Raw genomic sequence first — 17,237 nt, 5'->3', positions numbered from 1 at the left:
AGAAGCGTGTGATTTGGGTGTCAATAGACCACTGTTGCTGTAGGTGGAACGGCCCGTTGACGGCAATTTCCCGTGAACGTTAACTTCACCGAACATCCAACTTCCTGGGAGGCACTGCGTGACGACATCCGACGTACGCGCCGCGCTACTGTCCGCCGATCCGAAGCTGTCCAAGTTCTCGCCGCTGCCGCGGATCCTGGCCTTCGACGAGTTCGACAGCGGCACGCACGGCTGGACCGAGCTGCTCGGCAACTACAACGGCCGCGGCGACCTCAGCACGGTCGACGACCACATGCGCGACTTCCGGCCGCCGCAACTGTCGGCCTGCAACTTCTTCGACATCGGCACGCACGGCGCGCTCAGCGGCACGTACGCGCTCAAGCTCGCCACCCGCCCGTACAAGGGCCACACGGCGGTCGCGATCCGCCGGCTCACGATGAGCGGCCGCGGCCTCGTCCAGCTCGAGACGTACTTCGCCTTCAAGTCCGAGGCCACCCTCGGCGGCGGCGCCGAGCTGGACAACTTCGGCGACGTCCAGTGGGACGGCAACACGCACCCGTCCGAGGCGCAGTTCGGCGCGTTCACGGTCGCCACCGACCTGTGCGGCGACGGCGGCCTGCGGTACCACACGGTCGCGCGCTACCAGAACACCGATATGGACAACCACTTCACCCGGCGGTGGATGGCGCCGACCGTCCCCGAACCGACGCCGCGCGAGCACTTCGAGGGCAAGGTGAAGTTGGAGTACGCCGCGGACTTCACCGCGCCGAACCCGGAGGACTGGCAGCCGTTCGGCGAGCCGCAGGAGCTCTGCTACAACGAGGTCCCGACCAAGGTGAACTGGCACTACCTGCGCTGGCTGATCGACACCGACAAGCGGCGCAACGTGGAGCTGCAGGTCAACGACCGGGTGATGGACATGCGCGACGTCCCCGTTCCGCCGTACGAGGAACGCTACGAGACGCTCGAGAACCTGCTGAACTTCTACTTCTCGGTGCGCACCCACAGCTCGGTGCGCAACTTCCTCTTCCTCGACTCCGTCCTCATCTCGGTTGATTGGTAGGCCCATGCGACAGTCCATGACGGCGGTGCTGGAACGCGACACCACCTTCGACACCCGGTTCGCCACCGAGCCCTACGAGGTCGCCTGGGCGAGTGAGGCGCGCTGGTTCGTGCAGCACGTCGGCGGCGACGGTACGGCGACGTACGTCACGCAGGTGTCCCCGGACGGGATCACCTGGTGCGACCTCGACGGCGCGGAGCACGTCGTCGAGCCGGGCAAGCTGGTCAGCTGGCCGGCCGCCGGGTTCGGCCACTGGCTGCGGTTGCGCGCTAAGGTCGAGGGCTCGGTGCAGGTACGGATCCACCTGGCCGTGAAGGCGTAAGAGGGGGACGGATGACGGAGGGCCCACGGCCGCGGCCGACGTTGCGGGACATCGCGACGGCGCTCGGCCTGTCGGTGAACACGGTGTCGCGCGCGCTCGGCGACAAGGACAGTGTCAGCGCCAGCACGCGGGCCGCCGTCCAGGCCGAGGCGGCGCGGATCGGGTACGTCCCGAACACGCTCGCGCGGTCGCTTGTGCTCGGCTCGGCGATGACCCTGGGCCTCGTCATCACCAACCCCTCGAACCCGTTCTACGCGCAGCTGATCAGCAGCATCGAACTCCGGGTCCGCGCCCAGGGGTACTCGTTGCTGCTGCTCGTCACCGACGAGAGCGTGGAGAACGAGCAGCGCGCCACCGAGGCGTTGCTGCGCTCCGCGGTCGACGGCGCCGTGGTCGTACCGGTGCAGGCCGAGTGGGACCACTGGCGTCGCGTCCGGGACAGCGGGATCCCGCTGGTGTTCGTCAACCGTGACGTGCCCGAACTCGACTGCGACATGGTCGGCGTCGACTACGAACGCGGGTCGTACGAAGCGACCAGCCACCTGATCGCCGGTGGCGCGCGCAGCCTGCTGCTGCTCGAGGAGGACCTGCCGATCACCACGACGGCGGACCGGATCTCCGGGTTCCGCCGGGCGATGACCGACGCCGGGCTCCCGGTCGCGGACGACCTGGTCCGTACGGTTCCCACCCGCCGGTACGACTCGCTCGCCCTGCCCTGGCAGCCGGAGGAGGCGTACCGGTTCGCGCAGTCGCTGGACCTGCCGGACGGCATCGTCACCGGTAACGACTACTTCGCGCTCGGTCTGCTCCGCGTCCTCGCCGAGCGCGGCCTCGCCGTACCGGGCGACGTCGCGATCACCGGATACGGCGACCACCCGTACGCGGCGTACCTGCAGCCGCCGCTCACCACGGTCCGGCTGCCCGCGGCCGAGGTCGGCACCACCGCGGTCGACCTGCTGCTGCAACGTCTGAAGTCCGGTGTCGAGCGTCCGCGAAAGACGTTGATCCGCCCGGAGCTGGTGGTCCGGGCGTCGACGGGCGGACGCCCAGCACTCACCAACCTCCAGGACCAGCCGAGTCCGGCGCCCAGCTGAGCGGTGGCTCGGCAGGTGGGGCGGGGTTGGTGAGTGGCTCAGGTCCGCCTACTCTTCCAGCCAGGCGCGCACCGAGTCGTTGTGTTCGCCCAACCGGGGTGGCGGGAGGTTGGTCTCGCGCGCGCCGGCGTACGGGTTGTCGTCGAAACGCAGCGGCGGGCCGGGCAGCTGGACGGTGCCGAGCGTCGGGTGCTCGACGTCGATGAGCAGGCCCTGGGAGCGGGTCTGCTCCCACTCGTACACCTGCTGGAAGTCGCGGACCTTGCCGGCCGGAATCCCCTTGTCCGCAAGGCGTTGCAGCCACACATCGGCCGGTGCGCCGGCGAACGCGCCCTCGATCGCCGCCGTCAGCTCGTCGCGGTGCGCCACCCTGGCCGAGTTGGCCGCGAACCGCTCGTCCGCCGGATCGAGTCCGACGATCGGGGCGAACAGCCGCCACAATCCCTCGCTGCCGACCGCGACCTGCACGATGTCGTCCTGGGTGCGGTAGAGCCCGTACGGCGCGATCTGCGCGTGGTGGTTGCCGACCCGCACGGGCAGCTCGTGCGCGACCGTCCACTTCGTGCCGTGGAACGCGTGCACGCCGACGACCGACGCGAGCAGGCTGGTCCGCACCACCCGGCCCTTACCGGTGATCGAGCGCTCGTGGAGCGCGGCCAGGGCGCCGTACGCGCCGTACATCCCGGCCAGCAGGTCGGCGATCGGCGCACCGACCTTGGTCGGCTCGGTCTCGCCGGTGATGCTCATCAGGCCGCCCTCGCCCTGGGCGATCTGGTCGTACCCCGCCCGGCCGCCTTCGGGGCCGTCGTGGCCGAACCCGGTGATCGAGAGGATCACCAGACCGGGGTTCAGCTCGTGCAGCCGCTCGGTGGAGAAGCCGAGCCGGTCCAGGACGCCGGGCCGGAAGTTCTCCAGCAGGATGTCGGCCTTCCGGACCAGCTTGGTCAGGAACTCCTTGCCCGCGTCCGACTTCAGGTCGGCGGTCACCGACTCCTTGTTCCGGTTCGCCGACAGGTAGTACGTCGACTCGCCGTCCACGAACGGCGGACCCCAGCCGCGGCTGTCGTCCCCGCCGTCCGGCGTCTCGACCTTGATCACCCGCGCGCCGAGATCGCCCAGCATCATCGCCGCGTGCGGACCGGCCAGCGCGCGGGTCAGATCGACGACCACAACATCGGAGAGAAGGTTCTGCACGAGGTCGAGAGTAGGCGAGGACGCCGCGGCGGGCCGTGACGCGACTCTCAGGCGATCACCTTGCGCGCCAGGGACGCGAGGCGGTGTGTGACGTCTCTAGGACGCTCCTGCATGAGCATGTGGCCGGCGCCCGGGTAGATCCACAGGCGGGCGCTCGGGAGTTGCGCGGCGATCCGGTTCGCGTGCCGCGGCGGGAGCAGCCGGTCGCGGGTGCCGTGCATGATCTCCACGGGCAGCTCTTCGAGCACCTTCAGCGCGTCCCCGCGGTCGTGCTCGAGCATGGTCTCGAAGAACCCGCCGTACGACGCACCGGGCACCACCGCCAGATCCGCCATGAACAGGTCGACCTCGGCCGGATCCGGCTTCTTCCCGAACACCACCCGCCGCAACGCCGGCCGCTGCAGCCCGGCAGCAAGCACCGCAGCCCGTCGCGCGGCGGCCTGCGCCGCAGCCGCTGCACCACCAGCTCGGGCCCGGGCGCCGGCGACCCGCCCGCGCGTCTCGGCCGCCTCGGCCGCTTGAGCCGCGGCCCCGGCCTCTCGGGCCTCGGCCTCGACCTCTTGGGCTACGGCTCGACGGGCGTCGCGGCGGTCGATGCTCCGGCCCACCGCGTTCAGCACCCGCGGCGCGATCCGGGTGGCCGCGGGGTCGAACCGCGTGGGCAGCCCGAGAGCGCCTTCGGTGAGGTGGCCGCAGGTGGTGCTGACCAAGGCCGCGGCGCGGATCCGGGAACCGAACAGCTCCGGGCGCCGGTCGGCGGCCGCCATCAGCGTCATCCCGCCCATCGAGTGCCCGGCGTACACGACCGGGCCGGCACCGACGACCTCGTCGAGAACGGTGGCCAGGTCGTCGGCGAGCTGATCGAGACGCGTCGTCCCGGCCGGCGCCGCGTCCGACCGTCCGTGGCCGCGGTGGTCGTAGGTGACGACGCGGACGGCGTCCGGTCCGAGGATCTGAGGCAGGCTCTCGACCTGGTTGTGCCACGAACGCGTCGAGCACGTCCATCCGTGCACCAGCAGCACCGTCACCGGTGCGTCGGCCGGCCCGGCGACCTCGACGTTCAGCCGTACTCCGTCCGGAGTCGTGACCCCGGAGCGCTCCAACTGGATCGTCACGCAGTCTCCCGTTCCCGTTCGCCTTCGGCCAGGTGGGCCGCTCGCATCCGCCCGCCGCGGGCGCCGCGCCCGACCAGCCAGGCGATCCCGATCACCTCGAGCAGTCCGACCACCGCGAGCAGCGCGTACCCGGCGTTCCACATCCATCGTGGCACGTCGGTCCGCTCCTCGCGCCGCAGCACCTGCTGCTCGTCGACGAACTCGACCGGCTGCCCGTTCGACACCTGGATCGCGGGCTTCTCGATCGCCGGATCCTCCGGCGCGTACACCCAGCTCGCCACCATGTCCCGCCGGCCCTGGTGCAGCCGGACCATCGACTTCCACTTCCCGTACATCGGCAGCGGGTCCGCCGACCGGTACGTGCCGTCGGCAACCTTCTCCATCGGGTGGAACACCAGCCCGCCGCCCTGCCAGGCCAGCGCCTCGAACCAGCGCGCGCCGTCGGCCGCATCGGCGGGCGTGAGAGTGATCGTGACGTACGCCGTCGGCTCGGCCCCCGTGGCCACCCGCTCCAACGACACGACCCCGGACACACCCGCATCCGCCGTCCGCGGCACGCAGAAGAACACCGTCGCCACGACCGCGACCAGTCCGACCGCGCCCAGTTGATGGGTCCGCCGGACCGCGACCGGGCGGATGTGCTTGATCCCGATCGCCCGCTCCTCGCCGGCCACCTCGGCGTACCGGGTCGCGAGCCAGGCCCCAATTAGGCCGGCGCCGGCGCCGACGACCACGCCGTACCCGATCGCGGACGGCAGCAGCGACGACGGCCAGGCGATCGGCATCCAGACGTGGCTCCAGGCGTACTCCGCGACCACGCCGACGGTCCCGATCAGCAGGCCGGCGACGGCGCCGAGCCGAAAGCGACTCTTGTTGCCGAGGGCAAACGCCACGGCCTCGACGAGCAGCGCCTCGACGACCAGCAGCGGGAAGTGCCCGACGATCTCGCCGAGCGGCTCGGCCACCGCCCAGGCGATCCCGCCGCGGATCAGCAGGTACACAGCCAGCGCGGCGAACGTCGTCCCCGGACCGCGCCGCGCGCGCAGGATCGTGAACGCCATCGCGGCGCCGAACACGATCAGCAGCGGCTGCAGGATCAGCGGGAACTGCGGTACGCCGTAGTTGAACTCGGTGCTGAACAGGTCCCAGGCGATCAGCAGCGCGCCGACCGACACGATTTCCTGGAACATCCGCCGCTTGTTCGGCCCGGCCAGCTGCTCGACCTCGGCGATCGCGAGCAGCCGCGCGAAGATCGAGAACACCACGCCGCCGATCATCAGCAGGTGGGTCGGTCCCCAGAGCGTGACGTCCTCGCCGAACAGCCGGTGCCAGACGTCGTCGAGCGGGAAGCCGACCAGCGCGAACGTGCCGCAGACCGTGACGAGCGCCGCGCTGCACGGGATCCGCCAGCCGCGGGTGAGCTTGATCGTCCGGGCCGGCAGCGGCTTGCCGGCGAGCGCGATCGGCAGCACGCCGGACACGATCACGCCGAGGATGCCGAAGAAGATCGGGTAGTGCGCCGGCGTACCGAACGGGCCGGTGTCACGCCCGCGGTCGATGTGCACCGCGATGTCCCACCAGACCCCGAACGCGCAGGCGAGCAGCGAGACGGCGTGCAGGTACGGCGTCAGCGCGGCCCATCGGGGGACTCCGTCCAGTCTCCCGATGGTGTCCGCGAACCGTCCTACCAGCGTGACGTGGCCGGTGCGTTCGCGCCACAGCAGCACGGCGAGTGCGAGATAGAGCACCGACACGACGCCGGTGACGATCGCGATCTGGTCGAACGTCGCCGTACCGGTGGTCGCCAGCGGGATCGCCATGGAACTCCTTCACGACATGAGGCATGCGCCATGGCGCATGTTACATCTACTATGTAACGTGGAGTCTGGAAGACTGTCAAGGGTGGATGAGGAGCTCACTGTCGACCAGCTCGCCGCCAAGGTGGGCATGACGGTCCGGAACGTGCGTGCCTACGCCGGGCGGGGGCTGATCCCGCCGCCGCGGCTGGTCGGCCGGACGGGGTATTACGGGCACGACCACATCGCCCGGCTGACGCTGGTCCGCGAGCTGCTCGACAAGGGCTACACGCTGGCCGCGGTCGAGCGGATGATGGGCGAACTGCCCGACGGCGCGATGGCGCTCGGCGTGTTCGAGACCCTGGTGAACCCGTGGACGCCGTCGGAGCCGGAGGAGCTGGACGAGTTCCAGCTCGCCGAGCGGGCCGGCGTACCGCACGATCCGGCGGTGATCGAGCAGATCGTCGAGCTCGGGATCGCCGAGCGGCTGGACGACGGCCGGCTGCGGATCCCGAACCCGGACCTGCTGCGCACCGGCCTCGAGGTGATCAAACTCGGCGTCCCGATGCAGGCGATCTTCGAGATGCTGCCCAAGCTCTTCGCACAGGCCGACGCGGTCGCCAAGACGTACGTCGAACTGTTCCGCTCGACCGTCTGGCGCGACTTCACCAACGCCGGCATGCCCGCCGACGGCTGGCCCGAGATCCAGCGCACCCTCGAAGGCATCATCCCCCTGGCCGGCCAGGCCCTGGTCGCCGCCTTCCGCGAAGCCATGGCCCATGAAATCGAAACAGTCGCCTACGAAGAACTCGGCCTCGACCCCAAAGCCCTCCCCTCCACAGGCTGACCGGCACTCACCCGGAGCAGGCGTTCGCCCCGCTCCGCCATGCCGGCGGCGGTGGTCTGGCCTTCGAGGTAGCGTCCGTACCAGTGCACCAGACTGGTCGCCTCGCGCGGCAGTTCGAGCTCCGGTACGGCGCTCAGCTCTGCATCGGTCAGCGGGAAGGCGTCGAGGTACCCGCGCTGGAAGTGGACCACGGTGAGGTTGCGCTCGCCGGGGATGCGGCGACTGAGGCTCGCCAGGATTGGGCGGCCGTCGAGTTCGCCGCGGATCGCGGTTTCGCCGTTCGTGGGCGCCGGCACCGGGACGGCGAAGGACAGCCGGCCCAGTGAGCGCAGTACCGCGTGCTCGTAGACCGGGTCGATCGCGTTGCGGTGAATGCGCAGTACGTACTCGTCGCCGACGTAGAAACCGGTGTTGTTGGTGCCTTCGGTGAGCGGCCGTACATCGTACCCCTGGAGCCCCCAGTGCCTCAGCAGACTGTCCACGCAGGCATCTTTCCCTACCCCGAAAAACTGTCCATGGTCCCCGGTAGCGTCCCTTAGAGAACCCGGACGTGACGGCCGGGGGCGGTTGGGTAGTCGGATAGGTAATCCTCCGCATGTCTGAACCGCGCCTCATCCGGGAGCGTATAGCTACCAGAACAACCCGGCAGGAGGAAGAGGATGCGACAGCAGCAGATCCGTCGGCGGCCCCGCACCATCACCACGCGCCGTCAGACGCAGACCCTCGACCTGCGGACGCCGTCCGGCCGCCGCCTGCCCTTCTGAGAGCCACTGCCATGAAACTCCGACTGCATGTCCACCACGTCCGCACCGGCGGCTGGTGTGCCGACATCGACGACGACAACGACCGGCAGCCCGACGACCCGTACTGGTGCGTCGCCGACTGGCCGACCCTGGAGTCCGCCCTCACCGCCGGCTGCGCGCGCCTGGCCGAGCTGACACTGGCCGGCACGCCGTCCCGCGTCAGCGGCTACTACGAACCGGCCCTGGCCGCCTGAACCAACGGGGACTGAGCCAACGGGGAACGGGGAGGCCCGGCGAACCGCAGGGGGTTTGCCGGGCCTCACTTTTCGTGGATCCGCTCCCGCCGGTCCGCCGACAGGTCGCCGAGGTCGGCGTCCCAGTCGTCCTCCTCGTCGGGAAGGGTCGACTCGTTGCGGCGGGCGATGCGGAGGAAGGCGACGATCAGGAGGATCGGGCCGAGGACCATCGCGGTCTCGGGGATGCCGCCCATGTGCAGGGCGATCATGAGGCCGTCACCAGCGCGATCCCGCCGGCCGTGAGGGCGACCATCGCGGCCAGCATCGGGTACTGCGCCCGGCGCAACTGCCGGCGGCGGAACAACCCGGTCGCGCGATCGTGCGCGGACACCACCCCGAGGACGTGTCCGAGCACGATCGCGCCGATCTGGACCCCCGCGATCAGGCCGGTCCCGAGGAACGCGTAGTCGATCGGCGTCCCGCTCGTGCCGAGCAGGTCCCAGCCGCGCCCGAACGGGTCGCTCGCGAGCAGCCAGCCCGCCTGCCCCTGGAACAGCGCGAACGAAAAGTAGTGCGCGACGGCGTACCCGATCGCGATCGGCAACAGCGAGTGCGCGAACGCTCCTGGCAGTCCGGCCGCCCCGACCGCACCCGGGCGGATCCGCGCCGCGCCGGTCGTGCGCGCGGCCAGCAGGAACAACCCGGTGACGATCGCGACCGTGACGACCAATCCCAGCGTGTACGCCGGAATGTGGGCGATCCCACCCGTCAGCCGCGACCAGACGGACCAGCGAGAGATGCCGTCGAAGGCCGTCGATCCGAGCAGCAGGCACAGCAACCCGACGATCCCCGGCTCCTGCGGCATCGTCGCCAGTGCGGCCAGCGGGTTGCGCAGCTCGAGCCGGCCGTGGCCGTCGCGCCCGAGCGGGCTCAGCCGCGCGAGCACCTCGGCGTACACCTCGAAGCTGTCCCCGGTCCCGAACCAGGCCGGCCCGTAAACGATGCCTGCGGCAACATTCAGCACGGCGTACGTCGTGGCGAAGATCGCGACCACCCGCGGGTCGGATCCCTCCGGGTAGACGAGTTCCAGCCACAGGAACCCGGCCAGTCCGGCAACGGCCGGCCAGTACGCGATCCCGCGGGGCAGCGGCTGGTACGACGTGCGCCGTACGACGCCGGCGATCGTCCGCAACGGGTTCGCGAGCCGCCAGATCGGGCCGCAGAGCAGTGAGAGCGGGATGATCCCGACCCAGATCCACACGTACAGCCAGGTCGGCGCCGGGTTCAGCGATGGGTCGCCGAGCCAGGCGGCGCCGAGCAGCAGCGCCAGCAGCACCAGCCCCACCAACTTGAGGACGACACGCGTCGCCGGGGCGTCGACGATCCGTGTCAGCACGCCGAGCGGCCGCCCCACGGTCCCCTCGAACCGCGGGCGCGACCAGAAGGCAGCGAGCGCGAAGAACGACACCGCGACAGCGGCGCCGGCGGAGTAGATCGCCAGCCACAGCGGCACCGGCAGGTCCCCTCGACCGCCGATCCCGTGCAGCGGCAGCAACTGCACCAGCACGCGCGCCGCCTCCGATCAGTATCAGACCGAGCGAATGTAACACGCACGATGTCACATAGAAAGCGTCTGATACTCGCCGGGATCGAAGTGCCGGGTCAGCTGCCGGAACCGGAAGGTGAACGACGGCCACAGGGTCGTGTTGCGGCCCTCCGAGTCCAGATACCAACTGGTGCAGCCGCCGCGGGTCCAGACCGTGTTCCGCATCGACGAGCGGACCCCGTCGACGAACGCGCGCTGCACGTCCCGCCGTACCTCGACCTCCCGGAGGCCCTGCACGTCCATGGTCTTCAGCGCGTCGAGGATGTACGCGATCTGGGACTCGATCATGAACACCATCGAGCTGTGGCCGAGGCCGGTGTTCGGCCCGATCAGCATGAAGAAGTTCGGGAAGCCGGCGATCGCCGTCCCGAGATGGGCTTCCATGCCGTCGGCCCAGGCCTCGCGCAGCGAGACGCCGTCGCGGCCGTGCACCATGTCCATCACCGGCAGGTCGGTGACCTTGAAACCGGTGCCGTAGATGATTGTGTCGACCTCGCGCTTCACGCCGTCGGTCGTGACGATGCCGGTCGGGGTCACCTCGGCGATCCCGTCGGTGACCACTTCGACGTTCGGCCGGGCGAGCGCCGGGTAGTAGTCGTCGGAGATCAGCACACGCTTGCAGCCGAGGGTGAAGTCCGGCGTCAGCTTGGCCCGCAGCAGCGGGTCGCGGACCTGGTGCGCGAGATGCTTCTCGGCCACCTTCTGCGCCTGCTTCATGATCGCCGGCAGCTTCGTGAACCCGAGCACCATCGACTCGCGACCCCAGTAGATCCCGGCCCGGACAGCCTTCTGCACCAGCGGGAAGCGGCGGTACACAGCCTTCTCGGCCGCGGTGATCTTGCGGTCGGGCCGCGGCATCACCCACGGCGGCGTCCGCTGGAACAGGTGCAGTTCCTCGACCTCGGGCTGGATCGCCGGCACGAACTGGATCGCCGACGCGCCGGTGCCGATCACGGCGACCTTGCGGCCACTGAGGTCCAGGTCGTGGTTCCAGCGCGCGGAGTGGAAGACCTCCCCCTCGAAGTCCTCGATGCCGGGCAGCTTCGGGTACGACGGCTCGGCCAGTGGGCCCATACCGGACAGCAGGATGTCCGCGGTGAACGTCTGCTGGTTCGTGGTGATCTGCCAGCTGCCGTCCTGCCGGCGCGCCGACTCGACGGTGTTGCCGAAGCGGATGTGCGGGCGCACGCCGTACGAGTCGGTGACGGTGCGCAGGTAGTCCTCGATCTCGGGCTGCGGCGAGAATGTCGACGACCAGTCCGGGTTGGGGGCGAACGAGAACGAGTACAGGTGCGACGGCACGTCGCAGCGGCAGCCCGGGTAGGTGTTGTCGCGCCAGGTGCCGCCGACGTCCTCGGCGCGCTCCAGCACGACGAAGTCGTCGTAGCCGGCCTGCTTCAGGCGGACCGCCATCCCGATGCCCGCGAACCCGGTCCCGATCACCACGATCCGATGCCGCTCGCCCATGCCTGGCCTCCGCTCGGCGATAGAACTTACTCGCAGTAAGTTACTCGGAGTCAGTTAGACTGCGCAAGTGACCTCGACCACGGAACGTGCACCGAAACGCCGCCGTGATCGCGCGGCCCGGGAGCGGGAGATCCTCGAGGCCGCCGAGCGGATCTTCGGCGAGCGCGGGTACCAGGGCACATCGATGGACGACGTCGCCGCGCAGGTCGGCGTGTCGAAACCGCTGATCTACCAGTACTACGGCTCGAAGGACGGCCTGTTCCTCGCCTGCCTCGCCCGGCTCCGCGGCCACCTGCTGGACACCGTGGCCGACGCGGTGATGGCCGCCCCCGACGCCGAGGACGCGCTGTACGCCGGGTTCCTGGCCTGGTTCCGCTTCCTCGACGAGCACCCGCAGGCGTGGTCCGTCCTGGTCGACGAAGGAATGCTGAGCGCCGGCCCGGCCGCGGCGGCGACCGACGAGGTCCGCGCGGCGTTCATCGAACTGATCGCCACCATGGTCCGGATGAACCTGCCCGCCGGCCGCGCGGTCGACGACGACGAGGTCCAGATCGTCGCCCAGTCCATCTCCGGCGCCACCGAGCGCCTGGCCATCTGGCGCACCCGCACCCCCACCCCGCCGACCCCCGAGAAGGTCGCCCGCACCCTGCAGGACCTCCTCTGGCAGGGCCTGCACACCCTGAAGTCGAGCTGATGCAGGTCGAGTCCTACCCGGAGGCCGCCGTACCCGCGGGCCTTCGCGCCCAGGTCCACGAGCTACAGAACCAGGCCTGGCCGTCCGATCCCCCGCCACCCGCCCATGCTCCGGTCCACGACCCGGCGCTGCATCCGCTCTCGATGCTTCTCGTCGACGAAGGGCTGGTGGTCGCCGCGCTGGACGTCCTTCGCAAACCGCTCGAGCACAGCGGCACCACTTTTCGCGCCGGCGGCCTCAGCACTGTCGTCACCCGCGAGACACTCCGCGGCCGCGGGTACGGTCACCAACTGGTCGCCGCGGCCCGCGACGTGATGGCCGACCTGCGCCTCGACCTCGGCCTCTTCACCTGCGACCGTGCTCTGCAGCCGTTCTACGAGTCAGCAGGCTGGCAGCATCTTGCCGGCACGGTCTTGATCGGTGGCACGCCCGACGACCCGTTCCCCAGCGACCAGCCCGGCTTCGACAAGGTCACGCTCGCCGCGTTCTTCACCCCCACCGCCCGGCAACTCGCCCCGACATTTCACAACGCCCGCATCGGGCTCTACCCGGGCTCGATCGACAAGCTCTGGTGACTTCAGGCGCTCGACGTGAAGTCGCTCAGGATGTCGGCGACGGATTCCTGGCCGTCCGCGAGGGTGCCGGGGCGGCGGTCGAGGTAGTACGGGATCGCGATGACCACCAGGGAGAGCGCCCAGCCGCGGGCGCGGAGCCAGGTGGCGTCGTCGATCTCGAGGGCATCGCGGTACGCCGCCCGCGACGCGCCCTCGAACAGCCACCACGCGGGCAGTACGTCGCCGGCCGGGTCGGCTGCGCTCGCCGTACCGAAGTCGATCACCGCCGACAGCTTGCCGTTGGCAACCAGTAGGTTGCCGGACATCAGGTCGCCGTGGATCCACCGCGGTACGCCGTCCCAGGTGTCCGCGCCCAGCGACTCCTCCCATGCGGCCGTCAGTAGGCCGGTGTCGAAGTGTTCCTTCAGCTGGTCCAGCGCCTCGCGGAACATCACGTCACGTGGCGCCAACGGCGTACCCCGGGTGAACGGGTCGCCGTCCGGCACCGGCGCGCCGGTCGTGTCCACCTCGCGCAGCGTCCGGACGAAAGCAGCCAGGTCCTGTGCAGCTCGTACGGCGTCGACCGACTCCGGCGCGAACGGTGCCCCAGGCAACCATCGATAGACGCCCCAGGTGAACGGATAGTCCTCGGAGGGCCGCCCGAGCTCCAGCGGCTCCGGGATCGGCAGCGAGACGTACGGCGCCAGCCGCGGCATCCACGCCAGGTCCTTCTCGACCTGCCCCTGGTTCCGCACGGTGCGCGGCAGCCGGACGGCCAGCTCGTCGCCGACGCGGAACGTCACGTTGTCGGTGCCCGATCGCTCGACCACCCGCGCCGGCAACCCGGCCCACCGCGGGAACTGCTCGGCCAGCAACCGCTCCGCCAGCGCGGAGTCGATCGCCACCTCGTCGTCATGCAGCTTCGGCACACCCGTCACGGCGCGACCCTCACACCGGCCACGCCGGACGGTCAACCGATTTCCGGCGGCAGGTCCTAGAGTCTTTACCTCGTGGAGCTTCCTGAGGCGTGGCAGCGCGCCGTCGTACCACCGCTGCCGGCAACCGGGTCGGACATCGTCGACGAGTTCGCACGCACGATCTACGGCCGTACGCCGACGGGTGGTGAGGTGACCGAGCTGGTCCTGCGTTCGCGCGACGACGGTGTGCTCGACGGCGCGGCCGATCGGTTGCGGCACCGCGCGGTGATCGCGTGCCCGCTCGGCAACCTCGAGCTCGACACACTCACCCACCTGCCATCCGGCGCCAGTGACGCGCCCGCCGTCGTGGTGCTCAACTTCAAGGGCAACGACGAAACGATCGAGACCTGGCCGTACGCGAAGGTGACCGCGGCCGGGTACGCCGTACTCACCGTCGACTACCAGCAGATCGAGCCGGACGACCCGGCACCGGCTGCGCCTGGTGTGCGCGGGCTGTTCCCGGCGGAGACCTGGGGCGCGGTCGGGGCCTGGGCGTGGGGCCTGTCCCGCCTGCTCGACATCGCCGGACGCATCCCCGGCCTCGACACCACGGGCGCGGTCGCGCTCGGCCACTCGCGGCTCGGGAAGGCAGCGCTCTGGGCGGGAGCGCAGGACGACCGCTTCGTCGTCACCGCCGCGAACGGCTCCGGCTGCTGCGGCGCGGCCCTGTTCCGGCATCCAGCCGGCGAGGACATCGAGGCGATCACCACGAAGTTCCCGCACTGGTTCGTGCCGTCGTTCGCGGCGTACGCCGGGCACGAGAACGACCTCCCCGTCGACCAGCACCAACTCCTGACAAGCATCGCCCCACGCCGCGTCGCCGTCACCAGCGCCGAGGACGACGCCTGGGCCGACCCGATCGGCGAATACCTGTCCGTCAAGGTCGCCCGCCCATCCTTCGCCCCGACCGACCTCGGCTACCACCTACGCCCCGGCACCCACGACCTCCTCGAGGAGGACTGGCGCTACGTGCTGGACTTCGCGCAGCGCCGGTGAGGCCCCGTCAGTCCCCGAACATCTCGTGGATGGCGGCTTCCTGGTCGTCGGTCAGGTCGGTGTGGATCAGCTTGGCGCGCAGGCCGGTGCGCTGGAAGGTCGCACGGACCTGATCGGTCACCTCGTCGCTGGACAGCAGGAACAACGCCGATGTCCCCGGCGTCACCTGGCGACGGACCTCCTTGATGAAGTCGTCGTCGATCCCGACGTCGATCAGCGATCCGGCGACCGCGCCGGCCGCCGCTCCGATCGCGGCGCCCGCCCACGGCATCAGGAAGATCGTCCCGAACAGCATTCCCCAGAACAGCCCGCCGACCGCGCCTGGTCCCGTCATGTTCCGCACCTGCCGGGTCCGCGGCCGCCGCTTCTCCGGCTGCCAGGACACCGATGCCGCGTCATGGATCCGGATCAGCTTCTGCTTCGCCAGACTCTCCAACGTCCCGATCGCCTGGTTGGCCCCGTCCCAGCTCTCGAACTTCCACACCGTCAACGTCGCCACCACACCGCTCCCCTCACACACACCCAGCGTCTCCCGCCCCTGCCCGTGCACACGGACCCGAACCCCCGCGGGCAGCCCGCCCCGAGTCCGCCGCACACCCAGCCCCCCATGTACGACCACCGCACCACGCACGCCAGCACCCACAGCACCCACCCCGATCGCGTTCCCTTCCTCAACACTCCACTGGACGCTCCCTAACCCCGATCAGTTGCCGCCTGTCCACCCCGATCAAGCAGTCCACCACCACGAACCTCTCGGTGCCAGAGGCTGTCCTTTCCGCGACGCGCTGTCCTTCGGACTCTCACAGGTGTTCGGCTGACGGATGTCATGGGTGGGTCGTGACGAGCGATCCAGGGGTGCGGCGGGGTGTTCCAGCAGGCTTCTGGGTATGACGACAACGACTGCGGTCAGCCTGCGGGGTGTGACCAAGAGGTATGCGGACGTGCAGGCCGTCGCCGGGGTGGATCTGACCATCCGGGCCGGTGAGGTGGTGGCGCTGCTCGGGCCGAACGGGGCGGGCAAGTCGACCACGATCGAGATGCTGCTGGGTCTGGTCAAGCCGGACCAGGGCGCCGTCCAGGTGTACGGCGGTACGCCGACGGACGCGATCGCCAAGGGCCAGGTCGGCGTGATGCTGCAGAGCGGCGGGATCATCGAGGACGCCAAGGTCGGCGAGCTGCTGGAGCTGGTGGCCGGCCTGCACAACGACCCGATGCCGGTACGGGAGGCCCTGGAGCGGGCCGGGATCGCGGACCTCACCAAGCGGACGATGAAGGCCCTGTCCGGCGGCCAGAAGCAGCGGGTGCGGTTCGCGATGGCGATCATCCCGCAGCCGGACCTGATCGTGCTGGACGAGCCGACGACCGGGATGGACGTCGAGTCCCGCCGCGACTTCTGGGCGTCGATGCACGCCGAGACCGCCCGCGGCCGGACGGTCCTGTTCGCGACCCACTACTTGGAGGAGGCGGACTCGTACGCCGATCGCGTGGTGCTGATGCGCAACGGCAAGGTCGTTGCCGACGGCACCGCCGCGCAGATCAAGGCGAGCGTGTCCGGCCGCACCATCCGCGCCACGATCCCGGGCGCCGACCTGGCGGCGCTCGCGTCGCTGCCCGGCGTCCGCAACGTCGAGACCCGCGGTGATGTCGTGCTGCTGCAGTGCGGCGACTCCGACGGCACCCTGCGGCACCTGCTCGAGAACACGAGCGCCCACGACATCGAAGTGACGTCCGCCGACCTCGAGGACGCCGTCCTCGCGATCAGCGCGGCCCAAGAGGAGAGCCTGGCATGAACCGCGACTACCTGATCTTCGACATCCGCCGCACACTGCGGAACCGGCGGGTGCTGATCTTCTCGATCCTGATGCCGCTGGTGCTGTTCCTGATCTTCGGCCTGACGATCCCGCAGGACGCCAACGAAGCCGGGATCTCCGCGATCGCGTACGTGATGGTCAGTATGGCGATGTTCGGCTCGATGTCCGCGGCGATGAGCAGCGGCGGTGTGATCGCCGCCGAGCGCGACGGGGGCTGGAACCGCACGCTGCGGCTCACCCCGCTGAAGCCGCAGGCGTACGTCGTCAACAAAGTGATCCTGAGCCTGCTGCTCGCGATCCCGCCGCTGGTCGTGGTGTTCCTGTGCGGTATGACGTTCGGGCACGTGCACCTGAGCGCCGGCCAGTGGCTGACGGTCGCGCTGGTGTCGTGGCTCGGCGCGCTGCCGTTCGCCGCGATCGGCCTGGTCATCGGGTACATCGCGAAGCCGGACAGCGTCCAGCCGATCACCGGTCTGAGCACGATGCTGATCGCGGCGTTCGGCGGCCTGTGGCTCCCGGTCGACCAGATGCCGTCGGTGATGAAGCACATCGCCCAGCTCACCCCGGCGTACTGGACCGGTCAGACCTCGCGGAGCGCGCTGGCACAAGGCGGGCTGGACACCCACGCGCTGCTGGTGGTGCTCGGCTGGACCGTCGTGCTCGGGCTCATCGGCCTGCGCCGGTTCCGCGCCGACACCGCCCGCGCCTGAGCACCGGGCGAT

The 17,237-nt window shown here is 70.0% G+C and carries 19 protein-coding genes; 10 read left to right on the top strand and 9 right to left on the bottom strand.

What is annotated here, in order from left to right; translation table 11 throughout:
• The first annotated feature begins 118 nt into the window (after positions 1 to 118).
• From AB0L64_RS18240 to AB0L64_RS18230, 3 genes are read left to right on the top strand one after another with little or no spacing between them, the layout of a single operon-like run.
• Positions 119 to 1,063, top strand: a complete 945-nt coding sequence (locus tag AB0L64_RS18240; protein WP_363711371.1) for a DUF6772 family protein — start codon at positions 119 to 121, stop codon at positions 1,061 to 1,063.
• A 4-nt stretch (positions 1,064 to 1,067) separates the two neighbouring features.
• Positions 1,068 to 1,385: a hypothetical protein gene (locus tag AB0L64_RS18235; RefSeq protein WP_355697102.1), complete on the top strand. Its 318-nt coding sequence runs from the start codon at positions 1,068 to 1,070 to the stop codon at positions 1,383 to 1,385.
• Between the two features lie 11 nt (positions 1,386 to 1,396).
• Complete coding sequence (locus AB0L64_RS18230) at positions 1,397 to 2,479, top strand: LacI family DNA-binding transcriptional regulator (protein ID WP_359936625.1); 1,083 nt, start codon at positions 1,397 to 1,399, stop codon at positions 2,477 to 2,479.
• A gap of 48 nt (positions 2,480 to 2,527) precedes the next feature.
• Here the strand turns inward: AB0L64_RS18230 and AB0L64_RS18225 are convergent, their stop codons facing one another.
• The 3 genes from AB0L64_RS18225 to AB0L64_RS18215 are packed head-to-tail and all read right to left on the bottom strand — an operon-like array spanning position 2,528 to position 6,608.
• A complete protein-coding gene (locus AB0L64_RS18225) occupies positions 2,528 to 3,673 on the bottom strand; it encodes a CoA transferase (RefSeq protein ID WP_363711366.1) in 1,146 nt (381 codons plus the stop codon).
• 47 nt (positions 3,674 to 3,720) lie between these two features.
• Positions 3,721 to 4,788 carry an alpha/beta hydrolase gene (locus AB0L64_RS18220; RefSeq protein WP_363711363.1) on the bottom strand — a complete coding sequence of 356 codons (1,068 nt, stop codon included), beginning with the start codon at positions 4,786 to 4,788 and terminating at the stop codon, positions 3,721 to 3,723.
• Positions 4,785 to 6,608, bottom strand: a complete 1,824-nt coding sequence (locus tag AB0L64_RS18215; RefSeq protein ID WP_363711361.1) for a hypothetical protein — start codon at positions 6,606 to 6,608, stop codon at positions 4,785 to 4,787. Before AB0L64_RS18215 ends, AB0L64_RS18220 begins: the two co-directional genes overlap by 4 nt.
• A gap of 82 nt (positions 6,609 to 6,690) precedes the next feature.
• Here AB0L64_RS18215 and AB0L64_RS18210 point away from each other — a divergent pair, with 82 nt between their 5' ends.
• Complete coding sequence (locus AB0L64_RS18210; protein ID WP_359936637.1) at positions 6,691 to 7,431, top strand: MerR family transcriptional regulator; 741 nt, start codon at positions 6,691 to 6,693, stop codon at positions 7,429 to 7,431.
• On the opposite strand, the gene AB0L64_RS18205 is transcribed toward AB0L64_RS18210, so the two are convergent.
• Complete coding sequence (locus AB0L64_RS18205) at positions 7,383 to 7,913, bottom strand: phosphotransferase (protein ID WP_363711359.1); 531 nt, start codon at positions 7,911 to 7,913, stop codon at positions 7,383 to 7,385. The genes AB0L64_RS18210 and AB0L64_RS18205 overlap by 49 nt on opposite strands.
• A 293-nt stretch (positions 7,914 to 8,206) precedes the next feature.
• Between AB0L64_RS18205 and AB0L64_RS18200 the strand changes: the two genes are divergently transcribed.
• Positions 8,207 to 8,428: a hypothetical protein gene (locus tag AB0L64_RS18200; protein ID WP_363711358.1), complete on the top strand. Its 222-nt coding sequence runs from the start codon at positions 8,207 to 8,209 to the stop codon at positions 8,426 to 8,428.
• Positions 8,429 to 8,493: 65 nt separating this feature from the next.
• Here AB0L64_RS18200 and AB0L64_RS18195 read toward each other — a convergent pair whose 3' ends face one another.
• The 3 genes from AB0L64_RS18195 to AB0L64_RS18185 are packed head-to-tail and all read right to left on the bottom strand — an operon-like array spanning position 8,494 to position 11,483.
• The gene (locus AB0L64_RS18195) at positions 8,494 to 8,679 is read right to left on the bottom strand and encodes a hypothetical protein (RefSeq protein ID WP_363711356.1); all 186 of its coding nucleotides are present in this window, start codon (positions 8,677 to 8,679) and stop codon (positions 8,494 to 8,496) included.
• Positions 8,676 to 9,977 (bottom strand): hypothetical protein, encoded by a 1,302-nt coding sequence (locus tag AB0L64_RS18190; protein WP_363711354.1) that lies wholly within the window; start codon positions 9,975 to 9,977, stop codon positions 8,676 to 8,678. Before AB0L64_RS18190 ends, AB0L64_RS18195 begins: the two co-directional genes overlap by 4 nt.
• A gap of 51 nt (positions 9,978 to 10,028) precedes the next feature.
• Positions 10,029 to 11,483: an NAD(P)/FAD-dependent oxidoreductase gene (locus tag AB0L64_RS18185; RefSeq protein WP_363711352.1), complete on the bottom strand. Its 1,455-nt coding sequence runs from the start codon at positions 11,481 to 11,483 to the stop codon at positions 10,029 to 10,031.
• A gap of 67 nt (positions 11,484 to 11,550) precedes the next feature.
• Here AB0L64_RS18185 and AB0L64_RS18180 point away from each other — a divergent pair, with 67 nt between their 5' ends.
• Together AB0L64_RS18180 and AB0L64_RS18175 are read left to right on the top strand one after the other, a co-directional pair.
• Positions 11,551 to 12,177 carry a TetR/AcrR family transcriptional regulator gene (locus AB0L64_RS18180; RefSeq protein WP_363711350.1) on the top strand — a complete coding sequence of 209 codons (627 nt, stop codon included), beginning with the start codon at positions 11,551 to 11,553 and terminating at the stop codon, positions 12,175 to 12,177.
• Positions 12,177 to 12,752 carry a GNAT family N-acetyltransferase gene (locus AB0L64_RS18175; protein ID WP_363711348.1) on the top strand — a complete coding sequence of 192 codons (576 nt, stop codon included), beginning with the start codon at positions 12,177 to 12,179 and terminating at the stop codon, positions 12,750 to 12,752. The genes AB0L64_RS18180 and AB0L64_RS18175 overlap by 1 nt, the downstream gene beginning before the upstream one ends.
• Positions 12,753 to 12,754: 2 nt before the next feature.
• On the opposite strand, the gene AB0L64_RS18170 is transcribed toward AB0L64_RS18175, so the two are convergent.
• On the bottom strand, positions 12,755 to 13,669 hold the full coding sequence (locus tag AB0L64_RS18170; RefSeq protein WP_363711346.1) for an aminoglycoside phosphotransferase family protein: 915 nt from the start codon (positions 13,667 to 13,669) through the stop codon (positions 12,755 to 12,757).
• A gap of 72 nt (positions 13,670 to 13,741) precedes the next feature.
• Between AB0L64_RS18170 and AB0L64_RS18165 the strand changes: the two genes are divergently transcribed.
• Entirely contained in the window at positions 13,742 to 14,704 is a 963-nt protein-coding gene (locus AB0L64_RS18165) for a hypothetical protein (RefSeq protein WP_363711344.1), read from the top strand.
• Between the two features lie 7 nt (positions 14,705 to 14,711).
• Here AB0L64_RS18165 and AB0L64_RS18160 read toward each other — a convergent pair whose 3' ends face one another.
• A complete protein-coding gene (locus AB0L64_RS18160; protein ID WP_359936670.1) occupies positions 14,712 to 15,203 on the bottom strand; it encodes a DUF1269 domain-containing protein in 492 nt (163 codons plus the stop codon).
• Between the two features lie 388 nt (positions 15,204 to 15,591).
• On the opposite strand from AB0L64_RS18160, the gene AB0L64_RS18155 reads away from it, so the two are divergent.
• Both AB0L64_RS18155 and AB0L64_RS18150 read left to right on the top strand, forming a co-directional pair.
• A complete protein-coding gene (locus AB0L64_RS18155; protein ID WP_363711341.1) occupies positions 15,592 to 16,494 on the top strand; it encodes an ABC transporter ATP-binding protein in 903 nt (300 codons plus the stop codon).
• Entirely contained in the window at positions 16,491 to 17,225 is a 735-nt protein-coding gene (locus AB0L64_RS18150; RefSeq protein ID WP_363711339.1) for an ABC transporter permease, read from the top strand. Before AB0L64_RS18155 ends, AB0L64_RS18150 begins: the two co-directional genes overlap by 4 nt.
• Positions 17,226 to 17,237: the final 12 nt, after the last annotated feature.

Source organism: Kribbella sp. NPDC051936 (assembly GCF_040680955.1).
Lineage (GTDB): Bacteria > Actinomycetota > Actinomycetes > Propionibacteriales > Kribbellaceae > Kribbella.
The sequence above is the reverse complement of the archived record's forward strand: the minus strand, read 5'-3'. Positions and strand labels throughout refer to the sequence as shown.